17 protein-coding genes are annotated in these 22,029 nt (G+C 71.0%); 10 read left to right on the forward strand and 7 right to left on the reverse strand.

The window, feature by feature from the left end; all coding sequences use genetic code 11:
• The first annotated feature begins 44 nt into the window (after positions 1-44).
• The 4 genes from MYMAC_RS38625 to rsmA all read left to right on the forward strand — a co-directional run bounded on the left by MYMAC_RS38625 (position 45) and on the right by rsmA (position 10,867).
• Entirely contained in the window at positions 45-5,828 is a 5,784-nt protein-coding gene (locus tag MYMAC_RS38625; protein ID WP_420810033.1) for a J domain-containing protein, read from the forward strand.
• 198 nt (positions 5,829-6,026) lie between these two features.
• Positions 6,027-8,951 (forward strand): response regulator, encoded by a 2,925-nt coding sequence (locus tag MYMAC_RS10575; protein ID WP_095958003.1) that lies wholly within the window; start codon positions 6,027-6,029, stop codon positions 8,949-8,951.
• 49 nt (positions 8,952-9,000) lie between these two features.
• The gene (gene tsaD / locus MYMAC_RS10580; protein WP_013938648.1) at positions 9,001-9,996 is read left to right on the forward strand and encodes a tRNA (adenosine(37)-N6)-threonylcarbamoyltransferase complex transferase subunit TsaD; all 996 of its coding nucleotides are present in this window, start codon (positions 9,001-9,003) and stop codon (positions 9,994-9,996) included.
• Between the two features lie 13 nt (positions 9,997-10,009).
• Positions 10,010-10,867 (forward strand): 16S rRNA (adenine(1518)-N(6)/adenine(1519)-N(6))-dimethyltransferase RsmA, encoded by an 858-nt coding sequence (rsmA, locus tag MYMAC_RS10585; RefSeq protein ID WP_095958004.1) that lies wholly within the window; start codon positions 10,010-10,012, stop codon positions 10,865-10,867.
• Positions 10,868-10,870: 3 nt separating this feature from the next.
• On the opposite strand, the gene MYMAC_RS10590 is transcribed toward rsmA, so the two are convergent.
• On the reverse strand, positions 10,871-11,149 hold the full coding sequence (locus MYMAC_RS10590) for a hypothetical protein (RefSeq protein ID WP_043710562.1): 279 nt from the start codon (positions 11,147-11,149) through the stop codon (positions 10,871-10,873).
• Between the two features lie 210 nt (positions 11,150-11,359).
• Between MYMAC_RS10590 and MYMAC_RS10595 the strand changes: the two genes are divergently transcribed.
• The 5 genes from MYMAC_RS10595 (at position 11,360) to MYMAC_RS10615 (ending at position 15,007) form a co-directional block, all read left to right on the forward strand.
• Positions 11,360-12,004, forward strand: coding sequence for a deoxynucleoside kinase (locus MYMAC_RS10595; RefSeq protein WP_013938651.1), 645 nt, complete (start codon positions 11,360-11,362; stop codon positions 12,002-12,004).
• 164 nt (positions 12,005-12,168) lie between these two features.
• The gene (gene panB, locus MYMAC_RS10600; RefSeq protein WP_095958005.1) at positions 12,169-13,086 is read left to right on the forward strand and encodes a 3-methyl-2-oxobutanoate hydroxymethyltransferase; all 918 of its coding nucleotides are present in this window, start codon (positions 12,169-12,171) and stop codon (positions 13,084-13,086) included.
• A gap of 2 nt (positions 13,087-13,088) precedes the next feature.
• Positions 13,089-13,967 (forward strand): pantoate--beta-alanine ligase, encoded by an 879-nt coding sequence (gene panC / locus MYMAC_RS10605; protein ID WP_095958006.1) that lies wholly within the window; start codon positions 13,089-13,091, stop codon positions 13,965-13,967.
• Positions 13,964-14,452 carry an SsrA-binding protein SmpB gene (smpB, locus tag MYMAC_RS10610; protein ID WP_095958007.1) on the forward strand — a complete coding sequence of 163 codons (489 nt, stop codon included), beginning with the start codon at positions 13,964-13,966 and terminating at the stop codon, positions 14,450-14,452. The genes panC and smpB overlap by 4 nt, the downstream gene beginning before the upstream one ends.
• A gap of 33 nt (positions 14,453-14,485) precedes the next feature.
• A complete protein-coding gene (locus tag MYMAC_RS10615; protein WP_013938655.1) occupies positions 14,486-15,007 on the forward strand; it encodes a ClpXP protease specificity-enhancing factor SspB in 522 nt (173 codons plus the stop codon).
• 7 nt (positions 15,008-15,014) lie between these two features.
• Here the strand turns inward: MYMAC_RS10615 and MYMAC_RS10620 are convergent, their stop codons facing one another.
• The 6 genes from MYMAC_RS10620 to MYMAC_RS10645 all read right to left on the reverse strand — a co-directional run bounded on the left by MYMAC_RS10620 (position 15,015) and on the right by MYMAC_RS10645 (position 21,312).
• A complete protein-coding gene (locus MYMAC_RS10620) occupies positions 15,015-16,943 on the reverse strand; it encodes a protein kinase domain-containing protein (RefSeq protein ID WP_095958008.1) in 1,929 nt (642 codons plus the stop codon).
• A 7-nt stretch (positions 16,944-16,950) separates the two neighbouring features.
• The gene (locus tag MYMAC_RS10625) at positions 16,951-17,289 is read right to left on the reverse strand and encodes a DUF971 domain-containing protein (RefSeq protein WP_013938657.1); all 339 of its coding nucleotides are present in this window, start codon (positions 17,287-17,289) and stop codon (positions 16,951-16,953) included.
• 56 nt (positions 17,290-17,345) lie between these two features.
• Complete coding sequence (locus tag MYMAC_RS10630; protein WP_013938658.1) at positions 17,346-19,052, reverse strand: HD domain-containing phosphohydrolase; 1,707 nt, start codon at positions 19,050-19,052, stop codon at positions 17,346-17,348.
• Between the two features lie 19 nt (positions 19,053-19,071).
• Positions 19,072-19,965: a LysM peptidoglycan-binding domain-containing protein gene (locus tag MYMAC_RS10635; RefSeq protein ID WP_095958009.1), complete on the reverse strand. Its 894-nt coding sequence runs from the start codon at positions 19,963-19,965 to the stop codon at positions 19,072-19,074.
• Positions 19,962-20,414 (reverse strand): FecR domain-containing protein, encoded by a 453-nt coding sequence (locus tag MYMAC_RS10640; RefSeq protein ID WP_013938660.1) that lies wholly within the window; start codon positions 20,412-20,414, stop codon positions 19,962-19,964. The genes MYMAC_RS10635 and MYMAC_RS10640 overlap by 4 nt, the downstream gene beginning before the upstream one ends.
• Before the next feature lie 94 nt (positions 20,415-20,508).
• On the reverse strand, positions 20,509-21,312 hold the full coding sequence (locus MYMAC_RS10645) for a carbon-nitrogen hydrolase family protein (protein WP_013938661.1): 804 nt from the start codon (positions 21,310-21,312) through the stop codon (positions 20,509-20,511).
• A gap of 208 nt (positions 21,313-21,520) precedes the next feature.
• On the opposite strand from MYMAC_RS10645, the gene MYMAC_RS10650 reads away from it, so the two are divergent.
• A complete protein-coding gene (locus MYMAC_RS10650; protein ID WP_013938662.1) occupies positions 21,521-22,006 on the forward strand; it encodes a ribosome maturation factor RimP in 486 nt (161 codons plus the stop codon).
• The last annotated feature ends 23 nt before the right edge of the window (positions 22,007-22,029 follow it).

Below are 22,029 nucleotides of genomic sequence, written 5' to 3' on the forward strand. Positions count from 1 at the left end.
GGCAAGTTGAGGGGCCGTCAGGAGGGACTACACTGCGGCGACGCATGACCCCGTCGCAGGCCGCCGAAGCGCTCTACTCCGCCCACAAGTCCCGCGCCACCGGGAGGCTCACGCTTTCCTCGGGAGGGCGTGAGTCCCGGCTGTGGCTGCGTGAGGGTGACCTCGTGAGGACGCAGTTGGGCTTTGGCTACCAGAGCCCGGCGCAGGCGCTGCTCCAGGCGGGGATGCTGGGGGCGGAGGCGCTGGATGCGCTGTGGGCGCGGGGCGGAGCGGGGGCTCCGGACGAGGAGACGCTGGAGGCGTTCGGGTTGGTGCCGGACGTGGTGGCGGAGCAGCAGGTGCTCGCGCATGTCCGGCGGTTGAGTGCGCTGGCGGAGCAGGCCGCGTTCGAGCCGGAGACGGTGGAGGCGGAGGCGTTCCGGCCGATTTCGGGCGTGCGGGTGGTGCGCGCGGCGCTGGAGGGGCCGGGGCCTGGGGCCGGGGTGGCTCGGGTCTTCCGGTGCGAGGACGTCGAGGCCTGTGGGCCGTGGCTCGTGGATGATTCGGAGCGGGCGTTCCTGGAGACGCTGGCGGAGTTCCGGGAGCCGGAGTCGCTGACGCCGGCTCAGGAAGCGCTGCTGCTCGTGCTGGAGCGCGAGGGCTGGGTGCAGGCGCTCTCCGTGGAGGACTGGGAGGAGCGCGAGCGGCGGCGGCGAGAGGAGGAAGAGGCTCGGCGACGGGAGGAGGAGGCGCGGCTCGAAGAGGAGCGGCGGCGGGAGGAGGAAGCTCGGCTCGAGGCGGAGCGGCTGGCGGAGGAGGCCCGGCTCGCGGAGTTGGCGCGGCTTGAGGCGGAGCGGCTGGCGGAGGAGGCCCGGCTGGCGGAGGAGGCCCGGCTTGAGGCGGAGCGCCTTGCTGAAGAGGCGCGTCTGGCTGAAGTCGCTCGCCTAGAGGAAGAGGCGCGGCTCGCTGAAGAGGCGCGGCTCGCTGAAGAAGCTCGGCTTGAGGCAGAACGTCTTGAGGAGGAGGCCCGCCTCGCGGAGGAGGCTCGGCTTGAGGCGGAACGTCTTGCGGAAGAGGCGCGGCTGGCCGAAGAGGCTCGGCTCGAAGAAGAGGCGCGCGTAGCAGAGGAAGCACGTCTGGCCGAAGAGGCTCGGCTCGAAGAAGAGCGCCGAGTGGCTGAGGAGGCCCGTCTCGCGGAAGAGGCGCGGCTGGCCGAAGAGGCTCGGCTCGAAGAAGAGCGCCGAGTGGCTGAGGAGGCCCGTCTCGCGGAAGAGGCGCGCCTTGCCGAAGAGGCGCGCGTAGCAGAGGAAGCACGTCTGGCCGAAGAGGCCCGGCTCGAAGAAGAGCGCCGAGTGGCTGAGGAGGCGCGTCTCGCGGAAGAGGCGCGTCTGGCCGAAGAGGCCCGGCTCGCCGAGGAAGCTCGCCTCGCGGAAGAGGCTCGGCTTGAGGCAGAGCGCCTTGCTGAAGAGGCGCGCCTCGCTGAGGAGGCTCGGCTCGAAGAAGAGCGACGTCTCGCGGAAGAGGCGCGGCTGGCGGAAGAAGCCCGTTTGGCCGAAGAGGCGCGTATCGAGGAAGAACGTCGCCTGGCGGAAGAGGCGCGTCTCGCCGAAGAGGCTCGGCTCGAAGAAGAACGCCGTGTGGCTGAGGAGGCACGGCTCGCCGAGGAAGCTCGCCTGGCGGAAGAGGCGCGTCTCGCCGAAGAGGCTCGGCTCGAAGAAGAACGCCGTGTGGCTGAGGAGGCACGGCTCGCCGAGGAAGCTCGCCTGGCGGAAGAAGCCCGACTTGAGGCAGAGCGGCTGGCCGAAGAAGCTCGCAAAGCGGAGGAGGCTCGTCTCGAAGACGAGCGCCGCGCCGCTGAAGAAGCTCGACTTGAGGCGGAGCGCTTGGCGGAAGAGGCGCGTCTCGCCGAAGAAGCGCGCCTTGAAGAAGAGCATCGCCTCGCGGAGGAGGCCCGACTCGCCGAGGAAGCCCGGCTCGAGGCGGAGCGCCTGGCAGAAGAGGCTCGGCTCGCAGAAGAGGCTCGGCTCGCAGAAGAGGCTCGGCTCGCAGAAGAGGCTCGGCTCGAAGAGGAGCGCCGTCGCGCTGAAGAGGAAGCGCGTTTGGCCGAAGAGGCTCGGCTTGAGGCGGAGCGCCTGGCCGAAGAGGCGCGCCTCGCTGAGGCGGCTCGTCTCGAAGAAGAGCGCCGTGTGGCTGAGGAGGCACGGCTCGCCGAGGAAGCTCGCCTCGAAGAAGAGCGACGTCTTGCCGAAGAGGCGCGTTTGGCCGAAGAGGCGCGCCTCGCTGAGGAGGCCCGGCTTGAGGCAGAGCGGGTCGCAGAAGAGGCGCGCCTCGCTGAGGAGGCCCGGCTTGCGGAGGAGGCTCGTCTAGAGAAAGAGCGACGTCTCGCTGAGGAGGCTCGTCTCGCTGAGGAGGCTCGTCTCGCTGAGGAGGCTCGTCTCGCTGAGGAGGCTCGTCTCGCTGAGGAGGCTCGTCTTGCTGAGGAGGCTCGTCTCGCTGAGGAGGCTCGTCTCGCTGAGGAGGCTCGTCTCGCTGAGGAGGCTCGTCTCGAAGAAGAGCGACGTCTCGCCGAGGAGGCGCGTCTCGAAGAAGAGCGACGTCTCGCCGAGGAGGCGCGTCTCGAAGAAGAGCGACGGCTCGCGGAAGAGGCGCGTCTGGCCGAAGAGGCGCGTCTCGCTGAGGAAGCCCGGCTTGAGGCAGAGCGGCTCGCTGAAGAGGCTCGCCTCGCCGAAGTGGCTCGGCTTGAAGAGGAGCGTCGCCTCGCTGAGGAGGCTCGGCTTGCTGAAGAGGCTCGGCTCGAAGCGGAGCGTCTCGCGGAAGAGGCGCGTCTGGCCGAAGAGGCGCGCCTCGCGGAAAATGCGCGTCTCGAAGAAGAGCGACGGCTCGCGGAAGAAGAAGAGGCTCGGTTTGAGGCGGAGCGCCTCGCCGAGGAAGCTCGCGCAGCGGAAGCGGCTCTCCTTGAGGAAGCGCGCCTCGCCGAAGAAGCTCGTCTTGCGGAGGAATCTCGGCTTGAGGCGGAGCGTCTGGCGGAAGAGGCTCGGCTGGCCGAGGAAGCGCGCCTCGAAGAAGAGCGCCGCCTCGCGGAAGAGGCACGCGTAGCTGAAGAAGCCCGCCTCGCGGAAGAAGCGCGACTTGAAGAAGAGCGACGTCTCGCCGAAGAGGCCCGCCTCGCGGAAGAAGCGCGACTTGAAGAAGAGCGTCGCCTCGCGGAGGAGGCTCGGCTCGAAGAAGAGCGTCGTCTCGCCGAAGAGGCCCGCCTCGCGGAAGAAGCGCGACTTGAAGAAGAGCGTCGCCTCGCGGAGGAGGCTCGGCTCGAAGAAGAGCGTCGTCTCGCCGAAGAGGCCCGCCTCGCGGAAGAAGCGCGACTTGAAGAAGAGCGTCGCCTCGCGGAGGAGGCCCGGCTCGAAGAAAAACGTCGCCTCGCTGAAGAAGCGCGTGTCGCTGAAGAAGCGCGTGTCGCTGAAGAAGCGCGTGTCGCTGAAGAAGCGCGTGTCGCTGAGGAAGCTCGGCTTGAGGCGGAGCGCTTGGCCGAAGAGGCTCGCCTGGAGCACGAGCGACGCCTCGCCGAAGAAGCGCGCCTTGAAGAAGAACGACGCATCGAGGAAGAAGCCCGCCTCGCCGAAGAGGCCCGCCTCGAGGCGGAGCGCCTCGCCGAAGAGGCTGAACGTCTCGCCGCCGAAGCGCGGCTGGCCGAAGAGGCTCGGCTCGAAGCGGAGCGCCTGGCCGAAGCAGCCCGCCTCGCAGAGGAGCGCCGTCTCGCGGAGTCCGCTCGCCTGGCGCGTGAGGCCCGCCGCGCGGAGGAGATCTGGGCCGCGGAGGAGGCCCGCCTCGCCGAGGTCGCGCGCGTCGAGGCCGAAGCGCGCCGCGCGGAAGAAGCCCGCGAGGCCGAAGAAGTCCGCCTCGAAGTCGAGCACCGCCGCGATGATGCCGTCCGCCCCGCCGAGGAAGCGCGCGCCGCTGAACAGGCCCATCAGGCGGAGGAGGCCCGTCTCGCCGAAGAGGCCACGCAGCGCAACGCCGACATCCCCGTGCTGCCCGCCGAGGACGTCGAGGCCCTCACGCTCGAGGTCGGGGACATCCTGCTCACCGAGCTGCCCGCGCAGCCCACCGAGCCGGACGCCGGTGCCTCCAACCTGGACCTGGCCTCCCTGCCCGAGAGCGCGGACGCCCTGCGCGCCGCCCGGCAGAAGGCCCAGGCCGAACTCCTCCACGACATGGAGGAGGCCCTTCGCCGCTCGAAGTCACAGCCCCTGGAGCCGTGGCTCGCGGACGAGCCGCCCCAGCACACCCCTCCCACGCGGACCCAGGACCGCGTCCCCGCCCAGAACGAGCAGTGGCACGCCGAGCCCATCTCCCTCGGCGCGGCATCCGACACGGAGCCGGAGCTCCCGCTCCTGGAAGTCGAACCCGAGCCCGAGCTCTGGGCCGTCGCCGAGCCGCTGCCCGCGCCACCAGCCTCCCCCGCCGCGGGGGGCCCTCCGGTCCTCACGCCGGTCGCCGAGGACGACGCGGACATCCTCCTGGAGGCGACGCCCGACGAAGAGGACGACGCGAGCTGGGCCACCCAGCCTCCCGCGGCGGCGCCGCGCCCGGCCGCGCCCAAGACGGGCGACGAGGACCTCTGGCGCATCGTCGCCTTCGACAAGGACGAGGGCGCCGACAACCTGACCGCCTCCTTCGAGGCCGCGCTGCTCCAGGTCGATTCGCACCTGGAGACGCTCGTCCGCTCGGATGTCAATCAGGCGAACATCGATTTCGACGAGCCGCCTGTCGAGGCCATTGTCGAAGCGACCATTGAACCGGTAGCACCGGCTTCATCGGGGGCCTTCCCCGGTGACAACGCATGGCCAACTGGCCAGACTGACTGGGACGAGCCGTCCGGAGATCTGGACGACTGGGACTTTGACGAGGACGACGTGTCGGCTGATCCCTCCAACCCCGACGAGGCAGCAAAGCTCCGGCGGCAGCGCCTCCTGCGCCGCGCCATGGAGAACATGGGTGTCCTCGGTGGCCGCACGCCTCCCGCGCCAGGCGCCGCGCCCGCGTCCACGAGCGAGCCCACCCCAACGCCCGCGGCCTCCGAGCCTCCCAAGCCAGACGAGGCCCGCCTCGCCCAGCAGCTCGAGCAGCGCTACGCGGACGTCCAGGCCAGGCGTGACCACTTCTACGTGCTCGGTGTCCCCCAGGACGCCTCGCGCGACCAGGTGAAGACCGCGTTCCTCAACCTGGCCAAGGTCTTCCACCCGGACCGCCTGCCGCCGTCGCTGCCGCACATGGCGCCGAAGATCACCGCCGTGTTCGAGGCCATCCGCGAGGCCTACGAGGTCCTCTACGACGACACCCGTCGCAAGACGTACCAGCAGAACCTCCAGGCCCAGCAGGCCCTGCCCAAGCCGCCCGCGTCCGGGGCCGCGCCCACCGCCCCGGTCCTCCGGCCGCAGGGCCGCGCCGACAGCAACGCCGACGACCTCTACAAGATGGGCGAGGTCTTCTTCCGCAAGCGCGACTTCACCACGGCCTCGGACCACTACGAGCGCGCCCACGCCCTGGACCCCAGGCCCCTGTACCTGGCCGCCCGGGCCTGGGCCATCTACATGGACCCGGCGCGCAAGGCGGACATGGCCAAGGCCAAGCAGATGATGGCGGACGCGGTGCGCGCCGACCCGAATTGTGATCGGGCGCACTATCAGCTCGGCGTCATCGCCCGGGTCGAAGGCGACATGGACCGCGCCGAGCGCAGCTTCCGCGAGGCCGTGCGCGCCAACCCCAAGCACCTGGAGGCCAATCAGGAGCTGCGGCTCATCGACATGCGCAAGAAGAACCCTCCGAAGAAGGGAGGCTTCTTCCGCTGACGCGGCGGGCCTCACGCTGGGTATGGGTGAGTCAACCCGACCCGATTCGATCCTCCCCGCACCTGGCTGAAGCCGCCTGTCCAGCAGGAGGCCAGCCAGGTTCCCCACCGGCTCAAGCCATTGACACGCCTGGAAAGCGGGCAGGATGCTGCCGCGTCAGGCTCCCTGGGCCGTCTGCAGTGACGAAAGGCATGGAACGTGGCCAAGCAGCACCTGCTCCTGGTCGATGGTGACGCGAAGAGCCTCCGGGTCATGGAGGTCAGCCTGAAGAAGGCTGGCTTTTCCGTGACGACGGCCATTCACGGCAAGGATGCGCTCGAGAAGGTCCAGATCAGCCCTCCGGACCTCGTGCTCGCGGACACGAAGATGCCGGAGATGGACGGCTTCGAGCTGTGCAAGACGCTCAAGTCCGACGAGCGCTTCAAGTTCATCCCGTTCGTCTTCCTGACGAGTCAGAAGTCGGTCGAGTTCAAGGTGCGCGGCCTGGAGCTCGGCGGTGACGACTACCTGACCAAGCCGATCTACATCAAAGAGATCGTCACCCGCGTGAAGATGATCCTCCAGAAGGCGGAGAAGGAGCGGATCGAGAAGCGGGAGACGACGAAGGGCGGCTTCGCCGGCAGCCTCGCCGACATGGGCGTGGTGGACCTGGTGCAGACGTTCGAGATTGGCCGCAAGACGGGCCTCATCAACATCCAGGGCGAGCGCACCGGCACCGTCTACTTCAAGGACGGCCGCGTCATCGACGCGGAGCTGGGGCGGCTCAAGGGCGAGAACGCCTTCTACCGGATGCTGAACACCTTCGAGGGCCAGTTCGAGGTGCAGTTCAGCGCGCTGGACCGCCCCGAGCGCATCGAAATCTCCACGCAGGGCCTGCTGATGGAGGGCATGCGCCGCCTCGATGAGTGGGGCCGCATGCTCGAGCAGCTGCCGCCGCTCGAGACGGTGTTCGAGATTGACTACCACCAGCTCGCCGACCGCCTGTCGGAGATTCCGGACGAGGTGAACGGCCTCCTGCGGCTCTTCGACGGCAAGCGCGCGCTGAGCCGCGTGGTGGAGGACTCGGACTTCGAGGACCTGGCCGCGCTGGGCATCATCAGCAAGCTGTACTTCGAGGGCCTCATCCGCGAGCTGGGCAACGCGCCGCAGGAGCCGGTGCAGAGCAGCAAGCCCGGCATCGAGCAGTGGCTCAACGCGGCGCCGCCGGCCAGCGCCACCGTGGAGCCCGCGCCTCCCGCGCCGGAGAGCCCGCCGCAGCCCGTCCCCGAGGCCGCGGTCCCCGAGGCCGCCCCCGAGCCCGTGGCGGCCACGCCGGAGCCTTCCGCGCGGCCCATGCCGCCCAGCGTGCTCGCGCCTCCCGCGGGGGTGGAGGACGAGCCGGCCGCACCGCCGCCGCCCGGCGCGCCGCCGCAGCCGGCCAACGTGGTCGTCTTCCACGCGCGGCCCAGGCGACCGGAGACGCCCGAGTCCACGCCCGAAGCGCCGGTGGAGCCGCAGGCGCCGGTGGCTCCCGCGCAAGAGGGCTCCGCGTTCCTGGTGGAGCCGCCGCCGGCCCACCGCGCCGTGGAGCACGCGCGCCGCAGCCTGTTGCTGGACTGGAGCCGGGTGGACACCGAGGGCATCAGCGCGCCCACCACGTGGGGACCGGGCTCTGGCTGGTCGCACACGCCGCGGTCCCAGGGCGCCCCCGCGTACGCCGCCAGCGCGCCCGCCGCCGAGCCCTCGCCGCGAGCGCCCATCTTCGGCGGCGCGGCCATCGCACCCAATCCGTTCCCGCCCGTGCCGCCGCCCACGCCGGCCCCGCCGTCGTCCGAGGTGACGTTGGTGAGCGGCAGCGGCTACGCGACGCCGCCCATTTCCACCCCGGTGGAGCCGGTGCCGCTTGACGCGGAGTTGGTGACGGAGGAGGCCCCCGCGACGCCGCAGCTCGCGCTGCCGCCCTATCCGGGCCACGGCGTGCCGGAGCTGCCCGTCGAGCCGCCCACGCCCAGCGCGCCGCTGGCCAGCACGGTCGAGTCCGCGCCCGGCGCGTCCGCGGAGCCGGCTGCGTCTCCCTCCGACGCGACGCACCCCGCGCCGGCCGCCGCATCCGCGAAGCCGGTGGAGGCCGCGCCGGCGCAGTCCGCGCCCGCGAACCCGGTGGATGCGGCTCCAACGCCGTCCGTGCAACCCGTGGACTCCGCGCCCGCGAAGCCGGTGGATGCGGCTCCATCTGCGTCCGTGCAGCCAGCGCAGCCGGTCGAGGCGGCCACGGCGTCGCCCGTGGCGGCCGTGCCCGCGGCGCCGGCTGCGTCCGCGAAGCCCAACGGGGCCTCGCCAGCGCCTTCCGCGAAGTCGGCCGAGAGGAAGCCGTCCGCCACGCACGGCGACGCTGCCGCGGCCAACGCGGTACGTCCCAAGCGCACCGGGCTCATCATCGGCGCGGCGGTGGTCCTCATCGGCGCCGTCGCGGCCGTGGTGGCGGGGACGGGGAGCAGCAAGCCGGAGACGCAGCCGGAGAAGCCTCCCGTCGCCACGCCGCGGGCACCCGTGAACGGTGACGCCCAGCAGGCGCCGCCCCCGGAGAAGGCGCCGCCCGAGGAGGCCACGGCCAAGGTTCCGGAAGCGCCGCCCGAAGACGCCACGGCGAAGGCCCCGGAGGTTCCGCCGGAGCCGCCCGCCGCCACGCCGGACGCGGGGACGGTCGCCGAGGCGCCGAAGCCGCCTGAGACGCCGCCCGCCGCCCCGCCGGCGCCCGCGGTGGACCCGGAGGTCGAGTACGCCACGCTGGTGAAGCAGGCGAGGGCGGCCGTCGTCGGACAGCGCTTCCGCTCCGCGGCGGGCACCTACCGCAAGGCGCTGGCGCTCAAGCCGTCGGCCACGGAGGCGAAGGCGGGGCTGGGCATCGCGCTGGTGAACGGCTTCACCACGGACGGGGCCTACCGCGAGGCGGCCAGGCTGCTGCAGGAGGTCGTCAAGGACGAGGCCTCGAACGCGCGCGCCTGGCTGTCCCTGGGCATGGCGCTCCAGTTCACCGGCAAGAATTCCCAGGCGGCCGACGCCTACAAGCAGTACTTGTTGCTGGAACCGACGGGGTCTTCCGCCGAAGAGGTCCGCACGTTGCTCAAGGGGCTGGGCAACTGAGCGGGGGCGGCCCCACTTTCTTCATTGGCCCTGTGAGAAGTGAGCCGCCTTGCTCGTCCTTGGACTGGAAACCTCGTGTGATGAGACGGCCGCCGCCGTCGTGGAGGACGGCCGCCGCGCGCTGTCGGATGTCGTCTCCACGCAGGTGGACATCCACCGCCGCTGGGGCGGGGTGGTGCCGGAGCTGGCCAGCCGCAACCACATCGTCCAGGTCCTGCCCGTCGTCCACGAGGCGCTGACGCGGGCGAACAAGACGCTGGACGACGTGGACCTCATCGCCGTCACCTCCGGCCCCGGGCTCATCGGCGCGCTGCTGGTGGGCGTGCAGGTGGCCAAGGGCCTGAGCCTGGCGACGGGCAAGCCCTTCGTGGGCGCCAACCACCTGGAGGGCCACCTGCTGGCCATCCGGCTGCTGGAGGTGGCGCCGGAGCCGCCGTTCCTCGGGCTGGTCGTCTCCGGTGGGCACACCAGCCTCTACGAGGTGCAGGCCTACGGGCAGTACCGGCTGGTGGGCAGCACGCGCGACGACGCGGCCGGCGAGGCCTACGACAAGACGGCGCGCATCCTGGGCCTGCCGTACCCGGGCGGGCAGCCCATCGACCAGTTGGCGCAGCAGGGGAACCCGGAGGCCATCCGCTTCCCGCGCGCGCTGCCGGGGGACAACTTCGACGTGTCCTTCTCCGGCCTGAAGACGGCGGTGCTGCACCACGTGCAGAAGCACGGCGTGCCGCAGGGGCAGGCGCTGGCGGACCTGTGCGCGTCCTTCCAGGAGGCGGTGGCGGACGTGCTGTCCAAGAAGCTGGTGGCCGCCGCGCGCCGGCTGGGCCACCAGCAACTGGTGCTGTGCGGCGGCGTGGCGGCGAACTCGCGGCTGCGGGCGCTGTGTCAGGCCCGGGCCGAGGAGCGGGGGCTCCACATGTTCCTGCCCCCGGTGCGGCTGTGCACGGACAATGGCGCCATGATCGCGGTGGCGGGGTATGAGGCGTACCGCCGCGGCCTGCGCGGAGACTTCCGCCTCGCCGCAGACCCGGCCTGGCGCATGTAGAGGGAGCAGACGGGTGGAATCGCCAAGAGACATCCTCAAGCGGCACGGCCTGCGCGCCAAGTACAGCTGGGGACAGAACTTCCTCGGGGACGAGGACGCGCTGGAGGCCATCGCCGACGCGCTGAACCTCCGCGCGGACGAGCCGGTGGTGGAGCTGGGCCCGGGCCTGGGCCACCTGACGCGCTTCCTGGCCGCCACCGGGGCCCGCGTCACCGCCGTGGAGCGGGACCGGGACATGGTGATGGTGCTGGAGAAGGAGGCCATCCCCGGCGTGCGCGTGGTGTCCGGCAACGCGGCCACCGTGGACTTCGCCCAGGTGGCCGGCGCGCCCGACGTCGCGGTGGCGGGCAACCTCCCGTACCACCTCACCAGCCCCATCCTCTTCCGCGTGCTGGAGCAGCGCGCCCACGTGTCACGCGCGGTCTTCACGCTCCAGAAGGAGGTGGTGGAGCGGCTCGCCGCGGTGCCCGGCAACCGTGACTACGGCCTGCTGACGGTGCTGCTGGGCATGCACTACGACGCGGAGAACGTCCTCACGCTGGAGGCGTGGCGCTTCCATCCGCCGCCGAAGGTGGACTCCGCGGTGCTGCGGCTCACCCGCCGCGAGGCGCCGCGCGCGCCCATCCTCGACGAGGCCCGCTTCACCCGCGTGGTGAAGGCGTCCTTCGCCCACCGCCGCAAGACGCTCATCAACTCCATCAAGTCGGACCCGACGCTGGGCGCGACGGAGACGCTCATCGCCGCCCTGGAGGCCGCGGGAGTGGACCCGCAGCGCCGCGCGGAGACGCTGGCGCCGGAGGAGTTCGCCGCCATCGAGCGCGCGCTGGGCCCCGTGACGGCCGCTCAGCAGGGCCCGACGCCGGAGGAGTAGGGCTCAGCGCCCGCGCATGCCCAGCGCCTGGAGCAGGCCGCCCTGCTGCTCCAGGTAGGCGAAGAACTCGGCCTCGGGGATGCGCATGCGCGCGAGCACGCCGCGGAGGATGTCCTCCACGGTGCCGTCCTGCCGGCGCTTCAGCTCCATGGCCGTCTTGAGCAGCACCACGCCATAGAGCGGATCCGGCTCCACGGGAGGTGTGGGCGCGCGCTGGGTGGGCGTGCTCTGGCGGGCCTCTTCCAGCCGCACCACCGTCTTCGCCCTGTGTCTGCCGCTCATGTCCGGAGACCACCCCGCGCACACGCCAAGAAGTCGCGCGGACCGTAGGGGATGCGTCCCGGAGCGTCAAGGGAGGCGGGCCCCCGTGGAAAATTGCCGGATTCCAGCGGCCGTGTTGTGTTATCCGCCCGCGTGCGTGGCCGCGCCTTCGCGCGAAGTCTCGCGCGCGCGGTCTCAACGCGCATTCCGCGGGCGGGAGGCCTCGGGCGGATGGACTACCGGTATATCGTGGTGGAAGGGCCCATTGGCGTGGGCAAGACGAGCCTCTCCAACATCCTCGCGGAACGTCTGGCGGGACGGCGCATCCTGGAGGTGGTGGAGGAGAACCCCTTCCTCTCCAACTTCTACACGGACCGGCAGAAGTTCGCGTTCCAGACGCAGATCTTCTTCCTGCTGTCGCGCTTCCGGCAGCAGCAGGAGCTGTTCCAGCAGGAGCTCTTCAGCTCGATGACGGTCAGCGACTACCTGTTCGCCAAGGACCGCATCTTCGCGCACCTCAACCTGGACGCGCACGAGCTGGCCCTCTACGAGCGCGTCTTCGAGGCGCTCGGGCCCCGCGTGGCCAAGCCGGACCTGGTCATCTACCTCCAGGCCCGCCTGGACGTGCTCCTGCAGCGCATCAAGAAGCGCGGCCGGGAGTTCGAGCGCAAGTTCGACTCCACGTACCTGGAGGGGCTCGTCCACTCCTACAACAACTTCTTCTTCCACTACACGGACACGCCGCTCCTCGTCGTGGATACCTCGGACATCGACTTCGTGAATGTCGAGGCAGACAGGGAAGACCTGCTCGCCACCATCCGGAAGGCGAAGCCGGGGACGCAGCATTACGTTCCAAAGGCCTCCCGCCGAGGCTGAAAGTCAGGCTCCTGGTGGGACGCCCGCCTTCAAGGCCCCCACGGCAGGCGCGGGGGCGTTAGAGTGCGGTGGCGGGTCCAGGGCTCCCGGCGATCTCCTCAGGGGACGGCGAGGCGCGAACGGGCCCGTCAGGCCGTTCAACCCGTAGCCATAGGAGGTGAACCATGAAGGACAAGGTCACCATCCACACCCTGAAGCGCTTCAAGCAGATCGGCCAGAAGATCTGCATGGTCACCGCCTACGACGCCACGTTCGCCCACATCCTCGAAGCGGCGGGCGCCGATGTGCTGCTCGTAGGTGATTCGCTGGGCATGGTCATCCAGGGGCATGACTCCACGCTGCCGGTGACGATGGACCAGATGGTCTACCACACGGCGGCCGTTGCCCGCGGCGCGCGCCGGGCGCACGTCGTGGCCGACCTGCCCTTCATGAGCTACCAGGCGTCCACCCAGGACGCGGTCCGCAACGCGGGCCGGCTGGTGGCGGAAGGTGGCGCGGGCAGCATCAAGCTGGAGGGCGGCGCCGAGTTCGCGGACACGGTGCGCGCCATCGTCCGCGCGAGCATCCCCGTCATGGGGCACCTGGGGCTGACGCCGCAGTCCGTCCACAAGATGGGCGGCTATGTCGTCCAGGGCCGCGGCGAGGACCAGGCCCGGCAGATCCTGGATGACGCGCTGGCGCTGGAGCAGGCCGGGGCCTACGCGCTGGTGCTGGAGGGCGTGCCCATGGACCTGGCGCGCACGATTACGCAGCGCCTGTCCATCCCCACCATCGGCATTGGCGCCGGCGTGGACTGTGATGGCCAGGTGCTCGTCTGCTACGACCTGCTGGGCATGAACCCGGACTTCAAGCCCAAGTTCGTCAAGCGCTACGCCGACCTCCACGGTTCAATTACAGAGGCCGCGGGCGCCTACTTCGCGGAGGTCCGCAAGGGGGCCTTCCCGGACGAGGAGCACTCCTTCAAGGCGAACAAGAACATCCGGCTGGCGGCGGGGGCTCCGGCGCCGGCGGCCCGCGTGGAGCCGTCCGCGCCCGCCGAGGGCGGTGAGAAGCTGGGCCCCGTCTACGGGAGACCCGCCTAGTCATGGCGCCCGCCGTCCTGAGAACCGTGGCTGAAGTGAAGGACTGGACGGCGGGGCTGCGCCGGGAGGGGCACCGGCTCGCGCTGGTGCCCACCATGGGCTTCCTGCACGAAGGCCACCTCTCGTTGATTCGCGAGGGCCGCCGCCGCGCGGACGTGGTGGCCGTGTCCATCTTCGTCAACCCCACGCAGTTCGGGCCGAAGGAGGACCTGTCCCGCTACCCCCGCGACTTCGAGGGGGACGTGGCCCGGTGCACCGGCGCGGGCGCGCAGGCCATCTTCGCGCCCGCGGGCCCGGAGGTGATGTACCCGCGGGGCTACCAGACGTACGTGGACGTCACGGACGTCAGCCAGGGCCTGTGCGGGGCCCGGCGTCCAGGGCACTTCCGCGGCGTGGCCACGGTCGTCACGAAGCTGCTCGCGCTCTTCCGGCCGGAGGTGGCGCTCTTCGGGGAGAAGGACTACCAGCAGCTCCAGGTCATCCGGGCCCTCAACCAGGACCTGCACCTGGACGTGGACATCGTCGGCATGCCGACGGTGCGCGAAGCGGACGGCCTGGCGATGAGCAGCCGCAATGCCTACCTGTCCCCCGAGGAGCGGCAGCGGGCGCTCGCCCTGTCCCGGGGGCTCAAGGCCGCCCAGGCGCTGCTGCGCGAGGGCACGCGGGAGTCCGGTCCCCTGGTGGGGGCCGTCCGGCGCGAATTGGAGGCGGCGGGGCTTCGGGAAGACTACGTGGAGCTGGTGGATGCGGACCGGCTGACGCCCCTGGCGTCGGTGGCGCCCGGGCAGCCTGCCCGGTTGCTCGTCGCGGCTTTCAGTGGCACGACGCGCCTCATCGACAACATGCCATTGGGTGGTGAGGAGAGCGCGGGACGCGTATGACATCCGGAGGGAAGTCAAAGGGAGTGGGCAGCGAGCCCGGCGTGAAGGTCATCGCGGAAAACCGTCGTGCGCGCTTCGACTACACGGTCGACGAAAAGCTCGAGGCCGGGCTGGCGCTCACGGGGAGCGAGGTGAAGTCGCTGCGAGACGGAATCGCCAATCTGTCGGATTCCTATGCGCTCCCCAAGGGAGACGAGATGTTCCTGCACAACGCGAACATCGGCTCCTACAAGGCGGCGAGCTTCTTCGACCACCTTCCCACCCGGGGTCGCAAGTTGTTGATGCACCGAGGAGAAATCGACCGATGGGCGGCGAAGGTGCGTGAGCGGGGCTATTCCATCATCCCGCTTGTGCTGTACTTCAGGAAAGGCCGTGCCAAGGTGGAGCTGGGGCTCTGCCGGGGCAAGACGCACGAGGACCGGCGCCAGGACATCAAGGAGCGGGAGACGAAGCGGGAGATGGACCGGGCGATGCGCCGACGTTGAGAGGGGCGCCCGAAGTTCTTTCGCCGTACACCGATGGACGACAAGAAGGTACTCGACAAGAAGGAGCGGCTGCTGGCCGCGCTCGACCAGGGGATGGTGATGATTCACCTGGACGCGCGCCGTCCGGGCGTGCTCGTCCCGGCCTCCGTCAAGGGGGAGGCCCACCTGCGCCTCAATCTCTCGTACCGGTTCGATCCACCGGACCTCACGGTGGGCGAGTGGGGTGTCCGCTCCACGCTGAGCTTCTCCGGCTCGCGCTTCACCATCGCGGTGCCGTGGTCGGCGTTGTTCGCCATCGCCAGCCACGTGACGAAGGAGTTCTGGATGTACCCGGAGGACATGCCGCCGGAGCTGCTCCAGCAGACGGCCGCGTCGCGTCCGGCGCAGCCCCTGCCCGTGGCGCCCGTCCCCGCGGCCGCGGAGCGCCCGCGCACCTTCCTCCGCGAAGTGCAGGGTGAGCGGCGCGATGAGCCTCCCGCCGACGTGCCGCCCACGGACGGCCCGCCGGAGGAGCCCCCGCCGCCGCGCCGTGGCCACCTTCGCCTGGTGAAGTGAGGCGCGCTCAGCGCTTCAGCTTCGCGTCGATGTGGGCGGCCTCGCCGCCTGAGAAGGTCCCCTTCCACGTGCGATGGCCCTTGAGCCGCACCTGGAGGGGGACGCGTCCTTCGGGATAGCGGTTCTCCAGCGCCAGCGGCGTCGTCCCCAGCTCCGCGTCGCGGACCCAGACGGTGGCACCTGGCGGGTCGCTGTCGACGCGCAGCATCGGCGTTGGCGACAGGCGGAGCCCCGTCGCCGCCATCACCCGGATGAGCACGGTGGAGCGCCGCGGCCAGAGCCAGACGCCCGCGCCCACCAGCAGCGCCACGAGCAGCAGCCCCACAGCCCGTCTCCTGCGTGAGCGCCGGAGGAGGGCGGCCTCATCGGGCCAGTCGCTCTCGGGCGCGTAGGCGCGCTCCGCCAGCTCCAGTTCGTCAGCGGCGGTGTGGAGCACGCTCTTCGCGCCCGGCGTGACGTACGACTGGGGGACGCTCTCCGCCAGGGTCTGCTGTGCGCTGAGCTCGAGACCTCCGGGGGGAGGAGCGAAGGCGCCTGGTGCATGGGAAGGGCGCTGCACTGGCGCCTCGTCCCTCGGCGCGTCAGGCCACATCGCGCAGTGGGAGCACCGGGCCTGGGGCGAGGACACCACGTGGCTGCAACGCGGGCAGCGGTGCACCAGCCGCCCGCTGACGCTGAGCGCGGCGCCGCCCGGCAGGGAGAGGGGCTCTTCTTCCTCCGCACCAGGGGCCGCGGATGCACCTCGCGAGCCTGAAGCAAGCGCGGAGCCCATGGGCCCCGGCGCGTGCGTCCCGGCGCGTGTGTCCACGGCGTGAGGACCGCTTCCTCCAGCCATGGACAGGGTGGGGCCCGGCGGCTGCCCCAGCGCCTCCATGTCGGGTGGCGACGGCCGCTCGTGCCCCTGCGACGCCCAGGCCCGCGCGCCGGCCTGGGCGGGAGCGGGGGACTGCGCCGGCGTCCCGCCCGGGGGCCGCGGGCCCGCGTCGTCCCGGAGGCCTGGCGCGGGGAGGCCGGACGGCGATGCTGCCTGTTCGCTCAACGGCGGCGGCAGCCCGAGCCCTTGGAGAAACGCGGCCAGCGCCTGCGACGTCGCGGGCTCTCCGGCCTGGGCCAGCCACCGGGCGAAGCCCTCGGCCAGGGACTCCGGCGAGTGGAAGCGCTCCTGCGGCGTGCGCGCCAGCATGCGCATGACGGCGCCCGCCAGCGGCGCGGGCACGTCCTGCGGCGGCGAAACGGGGCGCGTCAGGATGGCGTAGGCCACCGCGCTCGCGTCCTTCTCGGCGTGGAAGGGATGCCGCCCCGTGAGCAGCTCGTAGAGGACGATGCCCAGGGAGAACTGGTCGCTGGCGGCGGTGGCGGGCCCGCCTTTCAGCACCTCGGGCGCGGTGTAGGCCTCCTTCCCCCGGAAGACGCCGGGCGCGGTGTGGGCCGGGCCGGCCATCCGCGCGATGCCGAAGTCGGTCAGCTTCACCTCGCCCTCGCGCGACACCAGGATGTTGGAGGGGGACACGTCGCGGTGGGCCACCATCACCGGCCGCCCGTCATGCACCTTGCGGTACGCATGGCCGAGCCCCGCCAGGGCCTGGTGGACGATGAAGGCGGCCAGGTGCGGCGGGAAGCGCACGCCCCGGCTCGCGGCCGAGCGCAGCAGCACGCCCAAATCCCACCCGTCCACCAGCTCCATCACCAGGAAGAGCCCTTCGGGGCCCTGGCCCACGTCGTGGACGGTGGCGATGTTCTGGTGCTGGAGCAGCGTGGCCAGCCGCGCTTCCGCCAGGAACATGCGCGCGATGTCCGGCTCGCGCGCCAGGTGGGGCAGCACCCGCTTGATGGCCACCGGCCGCTCGAAGCCCTCCGCGCCGCGCGCGACGCCGAGGAAGAGCTCCGCCATGCCTCCAATGGCCAGCGGACGAACGAGCCGGTAGCGTTCGTTCACGGGGCGCTCAGGCCTTGGGCTGGGTGACGTCGCGCAAGAGCTGCCAGGGATAGATGCCGGTGGTGTGGCCGTCGCTGAAGCTGAACGCCAGCGCGTAGTTGCCCACGGGCTGCACCTGCCGGATGCGCAGGTCGGCGGGGACCTTCGTCGGGTCCAGTGTCCGCTTGTTCGTCCATTCGTCCACGCACGCGGCGCAGGGGCACTGCTGGCGCAGCACCTGCGCGGTGGCGCCCGTCTTCACCCCGTCGTCCCACGACAGCTCCAGGCGCGTGCCATCCGGGGACAACTGCGCGTCCGTCGCGGTGACGGCTTGGGGGGCGGGCTTGATGCGGTCCCAGAAGCTCAACGTTCCACCTTCCAGAGTCTCAACACTGTGGCGTCCTCCCTACCATCCTTCGGCCATCAGGAGGCGAGCTTCACGGGCAGCCGGTGGCCTTCCAGCCGCACGCCCTGCTTCGCCAGCACCTGCTTCAGGGCCTGGACGACCCTGGGGTCCAGTTGGGCGCCGCTGAGGTTGTCGAGAATCTCCATCGCCTTCTCCAGCGGCATGGCCTTCTGGTACGGGCGGGTGGAGGTGCAGGCATCGAAGGTGTCCGCGCACGCGACGATGCGGGCCAGCAGGGGGATGTCCTCACCCTTGAGCTTGTCCGGGTAGCCGGTGCCGTCCCAACGCTCGTGGTGGTGGCGGACGCACGCGCGCACCGCGCCCAGGAAGCTCACCGGCCCGATGATGGCGTCGCCAATGGCCGGGTGCTCGCGCATGATGGCCATCTCCTGGTCCGTGAGCTTCGTCTGCTTGCAGAGGATGGACTCCACGATGCCAATCTTCCCGATGTCGTGGAGGATGCCGCCGTACTGGAGCTGCCGCAGCTCGCGCTCGGTGAGGTTCAGCTCCCGGCCAATCTGCACCGACACGTCGCCCACGCGCTGGCTGTGGCCACGCGTGTACGCGTCCTTCGAATCAATGGAGTTCGCCAGCGCGACGATGGTCTCCAGGTAGCCCTTCTCCAGGCTCTCGTAGAGGCCGCGGTTCTCCATGTCGTACGCGAGCAACTGCTTGCTCATGTAGTTGAACGTCTGCGCCAGCTCGCCCAGCTCGTTCTTCTGCTTGATGTCCACCTCCACGCCGAACTTGCCGTGCGCCAGCTCCAGCGCGCCGCTGATGAAGCCCTTCAGCGGCCGGGTGAGGTTGCGCGAGAAGAGCGCCGCCAGCACCACCGCGACGAGGATGGCCGCGCCCAGGCCCAGCAGGATGCGCTGCTCCATGGTGTCCACCTGGCGGTAGGCGTGCTCCACCGGCTGCTCGGAGACGATGGCCCAGCCCAGCTCCGGGAGCGCCGTGTACGCGGCCACCACCGCGTCCCGGCCCTCGCCGAAGTTGCCAACGTGGAGCATCTCCAGGTTCGGCTTGCCCGCACGCTGCTTCAGCAGGTGCGCCACCGGGCCTCGCTGGGACACGTCCGCGCCCAGGCCCGCGACGCCGCCTCCGCCCGCCACGAGGTGCCCGTGCCGGTCCGCCAGGTAGGCGAAGCCGGTGCTGCCCACGCGCTCCTGCTCCAGCATCTTCCGCAGGTCCGCCAGGGACAGGTCCGCCGCGATGTACCCCCGGACGGGCTCCCCCAGGGGGAAGGCCAGCGTCAGCACCGGCCCGGTGCCCGGCGGCTCCTTCACCACGTCGGCGTAGCGCACGCCCTCGAGGTCCTCCAGCAGCGCCCGCGCCCGCTCTTCATGTCCGGCCAGCGCCGTGGGCGGGACGTCGTGCTTGGAGAAGGCCTGGAGCCCCGGCAGCCGCTTCCGCTCGGCGTCGAACACGGTGAGCGCCAGCACGTCGCGCCGCTGGTTGAGCACCGAGGCCAGGTGCGTCTGCTGCGCCTCCAGCGGCAGGCCGAAGAAGCCGGGCACGCGGGCCAGGCCCAGCACCGCGTCGGTGGGCTCGCCGAGGAAGATTTCGGCCTTCAGGCGAAGCTGCTTCACCCGCTCCTGCGCCAGCTCCTGGGCGTCGCGCACCAGGAGCTCCCGGGTGTGGGAGACGGAGAGCCACCCCACCATCAGCGTGGGGACGACGCCGACCACCAGCATCAACAGGAGGATGGCTTTGAACAGGCGCACGGCGTGGCTCCTCCAGGGGTTACTGCCACTGGCCCTTCTTCACTTCGAGTTTGAGGCGCTCGGGCACCAGCTCGAAGTGCCTCGGCGCGCTGGCGTCGGACGGGCCCGCGGGGCCCACCGCGCGCACCGTCCACCGGTAGCGCCCCTCGGGCAGCACCGGCAACTTCGCCTCCAGCGTGGTGACTGTCTGCGTGAAGACGGCGCGTTGCTCCTGGGCGCGTGACACCTCCACCTCGTAGCGCTCCGCGCCTCGCACGGCCGCCCAGGTCAGCTTCACCGGGCCCAGGTGGCCGTCCCGGTCCGGACGCCGCTTCAGCCGCGCGGCGTCCTCCGGCTGGGCGGGGCTGGGGGCCACCAGGGGCGGCAGGGGCGCCGGAGGGGGCTGGCCCTTCTCCACGCGGAGGGACTCCCCCTTGGCGACGGGCTGGGTGACGCCCTCGGCTTCCACGCGCACCGGCGGGCCGTGCTTCACGGTGACGGTGGTGCTGTCGCCGTCGCCCACCGCCACGGAGAAGGCGGAGGACCGCGGCGCCCGCTCCGCCGCGACCAGCTTTCCCACGGCGTTGGCCGCCTCGGCCGCCTGCGTGTAGCGGGCCCCGCGGAAGTGCGTCTCCGCGTCCTTCAGCCGGGCGGCGGCCTCTGGGGGCACCCCTGTGCCCTTCGAACTGGCCACCAGGGTGCGCGCCGTCTCCAGCGCCTTCTGGGCCAGCACGCGCTCATGGCCCGGCACCTTCAGCCGCGTCCCCGGCGCCACGTCATCCGACGCGAGCCCGTTGAGCGCGCGCAGCTCCTCCGTCGCGCGCGCGTCGCCCAGGGTGCGCTCGGCCACCTGCCGCAGGGACTCGTTGGGGCCCACCACCACGGTACCGGGGGGCGCCGTGCCCAGCCATGTCAGGAGGAGGAGCGCCTTCATTGAAAGACAATCTCCCTTCCGGCGTGGATGGTGGCCGACGGCGTGGTGACGGACAGCGACTGGGTGGCGGGCTTCTCCACCTCCGCGTCGATGCGGCCTCGCAGCACGGTGAGGTCCGTGCGCTGCTGGCCGGGGCGGGTGCGCGTCTCCGCGATGCTGATGAGGGAATCCCCGCCCAGGTGCACCGTGCTGCCGTTGGCGGCGAAGACGATGTCGGTGACGGCGCCCGCCTCGGTGCGGACCTTGTCGTTCTCGAAGAGCGGCTGGCCCTCGAGGGCGGGGCTCCACTCGTCGGCCGTGGCGCGCTTGATTTGAACGCCGCCCTTCATGGCGCGCAGGTGCGCGCGGTGCGTGGCCACCGGTGGAGGCGTGGCCGCGTCGGGCGCGGACAGGCGCTCATCGGCGGTGCAGCCGGCGGGGAGGGCTGAAAGCGCGAGCGCGAGCAGCATGGGTGACCAGCGTCGTCCGTTCACGAGAGGAGTTCCGGGGACCCGAAGTCTAGCGAAGGTGGACCCGAGGGGGGCGGGCCCGGGCACGCGCACGCTAGTCCAAACGGCGGTGCTCCAGGCAGGGGAGGTTGCGGCGGATGCGGGCTTGCAACTCGGGGTCCACCGGCGCCAGGGCCAGCCCCTCCCCCTCCGAGGCGCGCGCCGTGACCAGGCCCCAGGGGTCCACCACCAGCGCATGGCCATACGTGACGCGGTTGGCCGAGTGCCGTCCACCCTGGGCGGGCGCCAGCACGTACGCCTGGTTTTCAATGGCGCGCGCCCGGAGGAGCACCTCCCAGTGGTCCTTGCCTGTCATCAGGGTGAAGGCCGCCGGAACCGCCAGCAGGGTGGCGCCTTCGCGGGACAGCCGCCGGTAGAGCTCCGGGAAGCGCAGGTCATAGCAGACGGACAGCCCCAACCGGCCGACCTCCGTCTGCGCGGAGACGACCTCCGTCCCCGGCGCCACCGCCGCGGACTCCTGATAGGTCGCACCGTCTCCCACCTCGACGTCGAAGAGGTGGATCTTCCGGTACACGGCCAGCCGCTCGCCGCCGGGGCCAAAGAGGACGCTGGTGTTGTAGAGGCGGCCGCCCGGCGCGCCCGTCTCCAGCACGCTGCCGGCGAGCAGCGTCACCTTCAGCTCCCGGGCCAGGCTGGCCAGGCGGGACAACGTCGGGCCGTCGAGCCCCTCGGCGGCGCCCTCGCGTTCGGGCTCCGGTCCCATCCAGGAGAAGTTCTCTGGCAGGCCCACCAGCCGGGCACCCAGCCCGGCGGCGCGCCGGACGAGCCGGGTGGCGGCTTCCAGGTTCTGGGCCTTGTCGGCGGTGGACACCATCTGCGCGGCGGCGATGAGGTGCATGGCCGCGTTATAACCCCCGCCGGGGCTCGGAACCCCTGGGAATTCCTCACCCTGTCGGTCGGGTTTCACCGGGAGCAGGAGGGTGCGTCCTTCCTTTACACCCCGACGGGGCGTGTGCTACGGACGCCCCCGACATTTTTCGATGATGCACTTCGAAAAGTGGGCCGCGTGCCCGCTTTTCGTGTTTTTGGAGGCTGGTTTCCCGCTTATGTCGGAGAAGAACCTCAAGCAGACGGTGGAGGAGCGGGCCCTGGCCCTGCTCGAACCCATTGTCGCGGGTGAAGGCCTGGAGCTCGTGGACCTGGAATTCCTCCGGGAGCGCGAGGGCTGGGTGCTCCGGTTGTTCATCGACAAGCCGGGTGGCCGCGTCGGGCTGGACGAGTGCACCCAGGTGTCGCGCGCGGTGGACCCATCGCTCGACGTGGAGGACTTCATCCCCCACGAGTACAGCCTGGAGGTCTCCAGCCCCGGAGTGGACCGGCCGCTGCGGAAGCCGGCGCACTTCGAGCGAGTGAAGGGACAGAAGGTGAAGGTGAAGACGTTCGGCCCGGTGGGAGAGCCCCCGCGCAAGAACTTCACCGGCACGCTGACCGAGGTGGCAGGCGACGGAATCTCGGTGGAGGTGGAAGGGGCAGGAACCTTCCACATCCTCTTCAAGGACATCGCCAAGGCGAACCTGGAGTTCCAGTTCTAGACGTCGACATACAGGGCCCTCCC

This window comes from Corallococcus macrosporus DSM 14697 (genome assembly GCF_002305895.1).
Taxonomy (GTDB): Bacteria; Myxococcota; Myxococcia; order Myxococcales; family Myxococcaceae; genus Myxococcus; species Myxococcus macrosporus.

What these genes read in the sequence shown, in the direction of transcription:
- MYMAC_RS38625 (WP_420810033.1), top strand. Translation starts at nt 45, where the DNA reads ATGACCCCGTCGCAGGCCGCCGAAGCGCTCTACTCCGCCCACAAGTCC.
- MYMAC_RS10590 (WP_043710562.1), bottom strand. Translation starts at nt 11,149, where the DNA reads ATGAGCGGCAGACACAGGGCGAAGACGGTGGTGCGGCTGGAAGAGGCC.
- MYMAC_RS10595 (WP_013938651.1), top strand. Translation starts at nt 11,360, where the DNA reads ATGGACTACCGGTATATCGTGGTGGAAGGGCCCATTGGCGTGGGCAAG.
- panB (WP_095958005.1), top strand. Translation starts at nt 12,169, where the DNA reads ATGAAGGACAAGGTCACCATCCACACCCTGAAGCGCTTCAAGCAGATC.
- panC (WP_095958006.1), top strand. Translation starts at nt 13,089, where the DNA reads ATGGCGCCCGCCGTCCTGAGAACCGTGGCTGAAGTGAAGGACTGGACG.
- smpB (WP_095958007.1), top strand. Translation starts at nt 13,964, where the DNA reads ATGACATCCGGAGGGAAGTCAAAGGGAGTGGGCAGCGAGCCCGGCGTG.
- MYMAC_RS10615 (WP_013938655.1), top strand. Translation starts at nt 14,486, where the DNA reads ATGGACGACAAGAAGGTACTCGACAAGAAGGAGCGGCTGCTGGCCGCG.
- MYMAC_RS10635 (WP_095958009.1), bottom strand. Translation starts at nt 19,965, where the DNA reads ATGAAGGCGCTCCTCCTCCTGACATGGCTGGGCACGGCGCCCCCCGGT.
- MYMAC_RS10640 (WP_013938660.1), bottom strand. Translation starts at nt 20,414, where the DNA reads ATGCTGCTCGCGCTCGCGCTTTCAGCCCTCCCCGCCGGCTGCACCGCC.
- MYMAC_RS10645 (WP_013938661.1), bottom strand. Translation starts at nt 21,312, where the DNA reads ATGCACCTCATCGCCGCCGCGCAGATGGTGTCCACCGCCGACAAGGCC.
- MYMAC_RS10650 (WP_013938662.1), top strand. Translation starts at nt 21,521, where the DNA reads ATGTCGGAGAAGAACCTCAAGCAGACGGTGGAGGAGCGGGCCCTGGCC.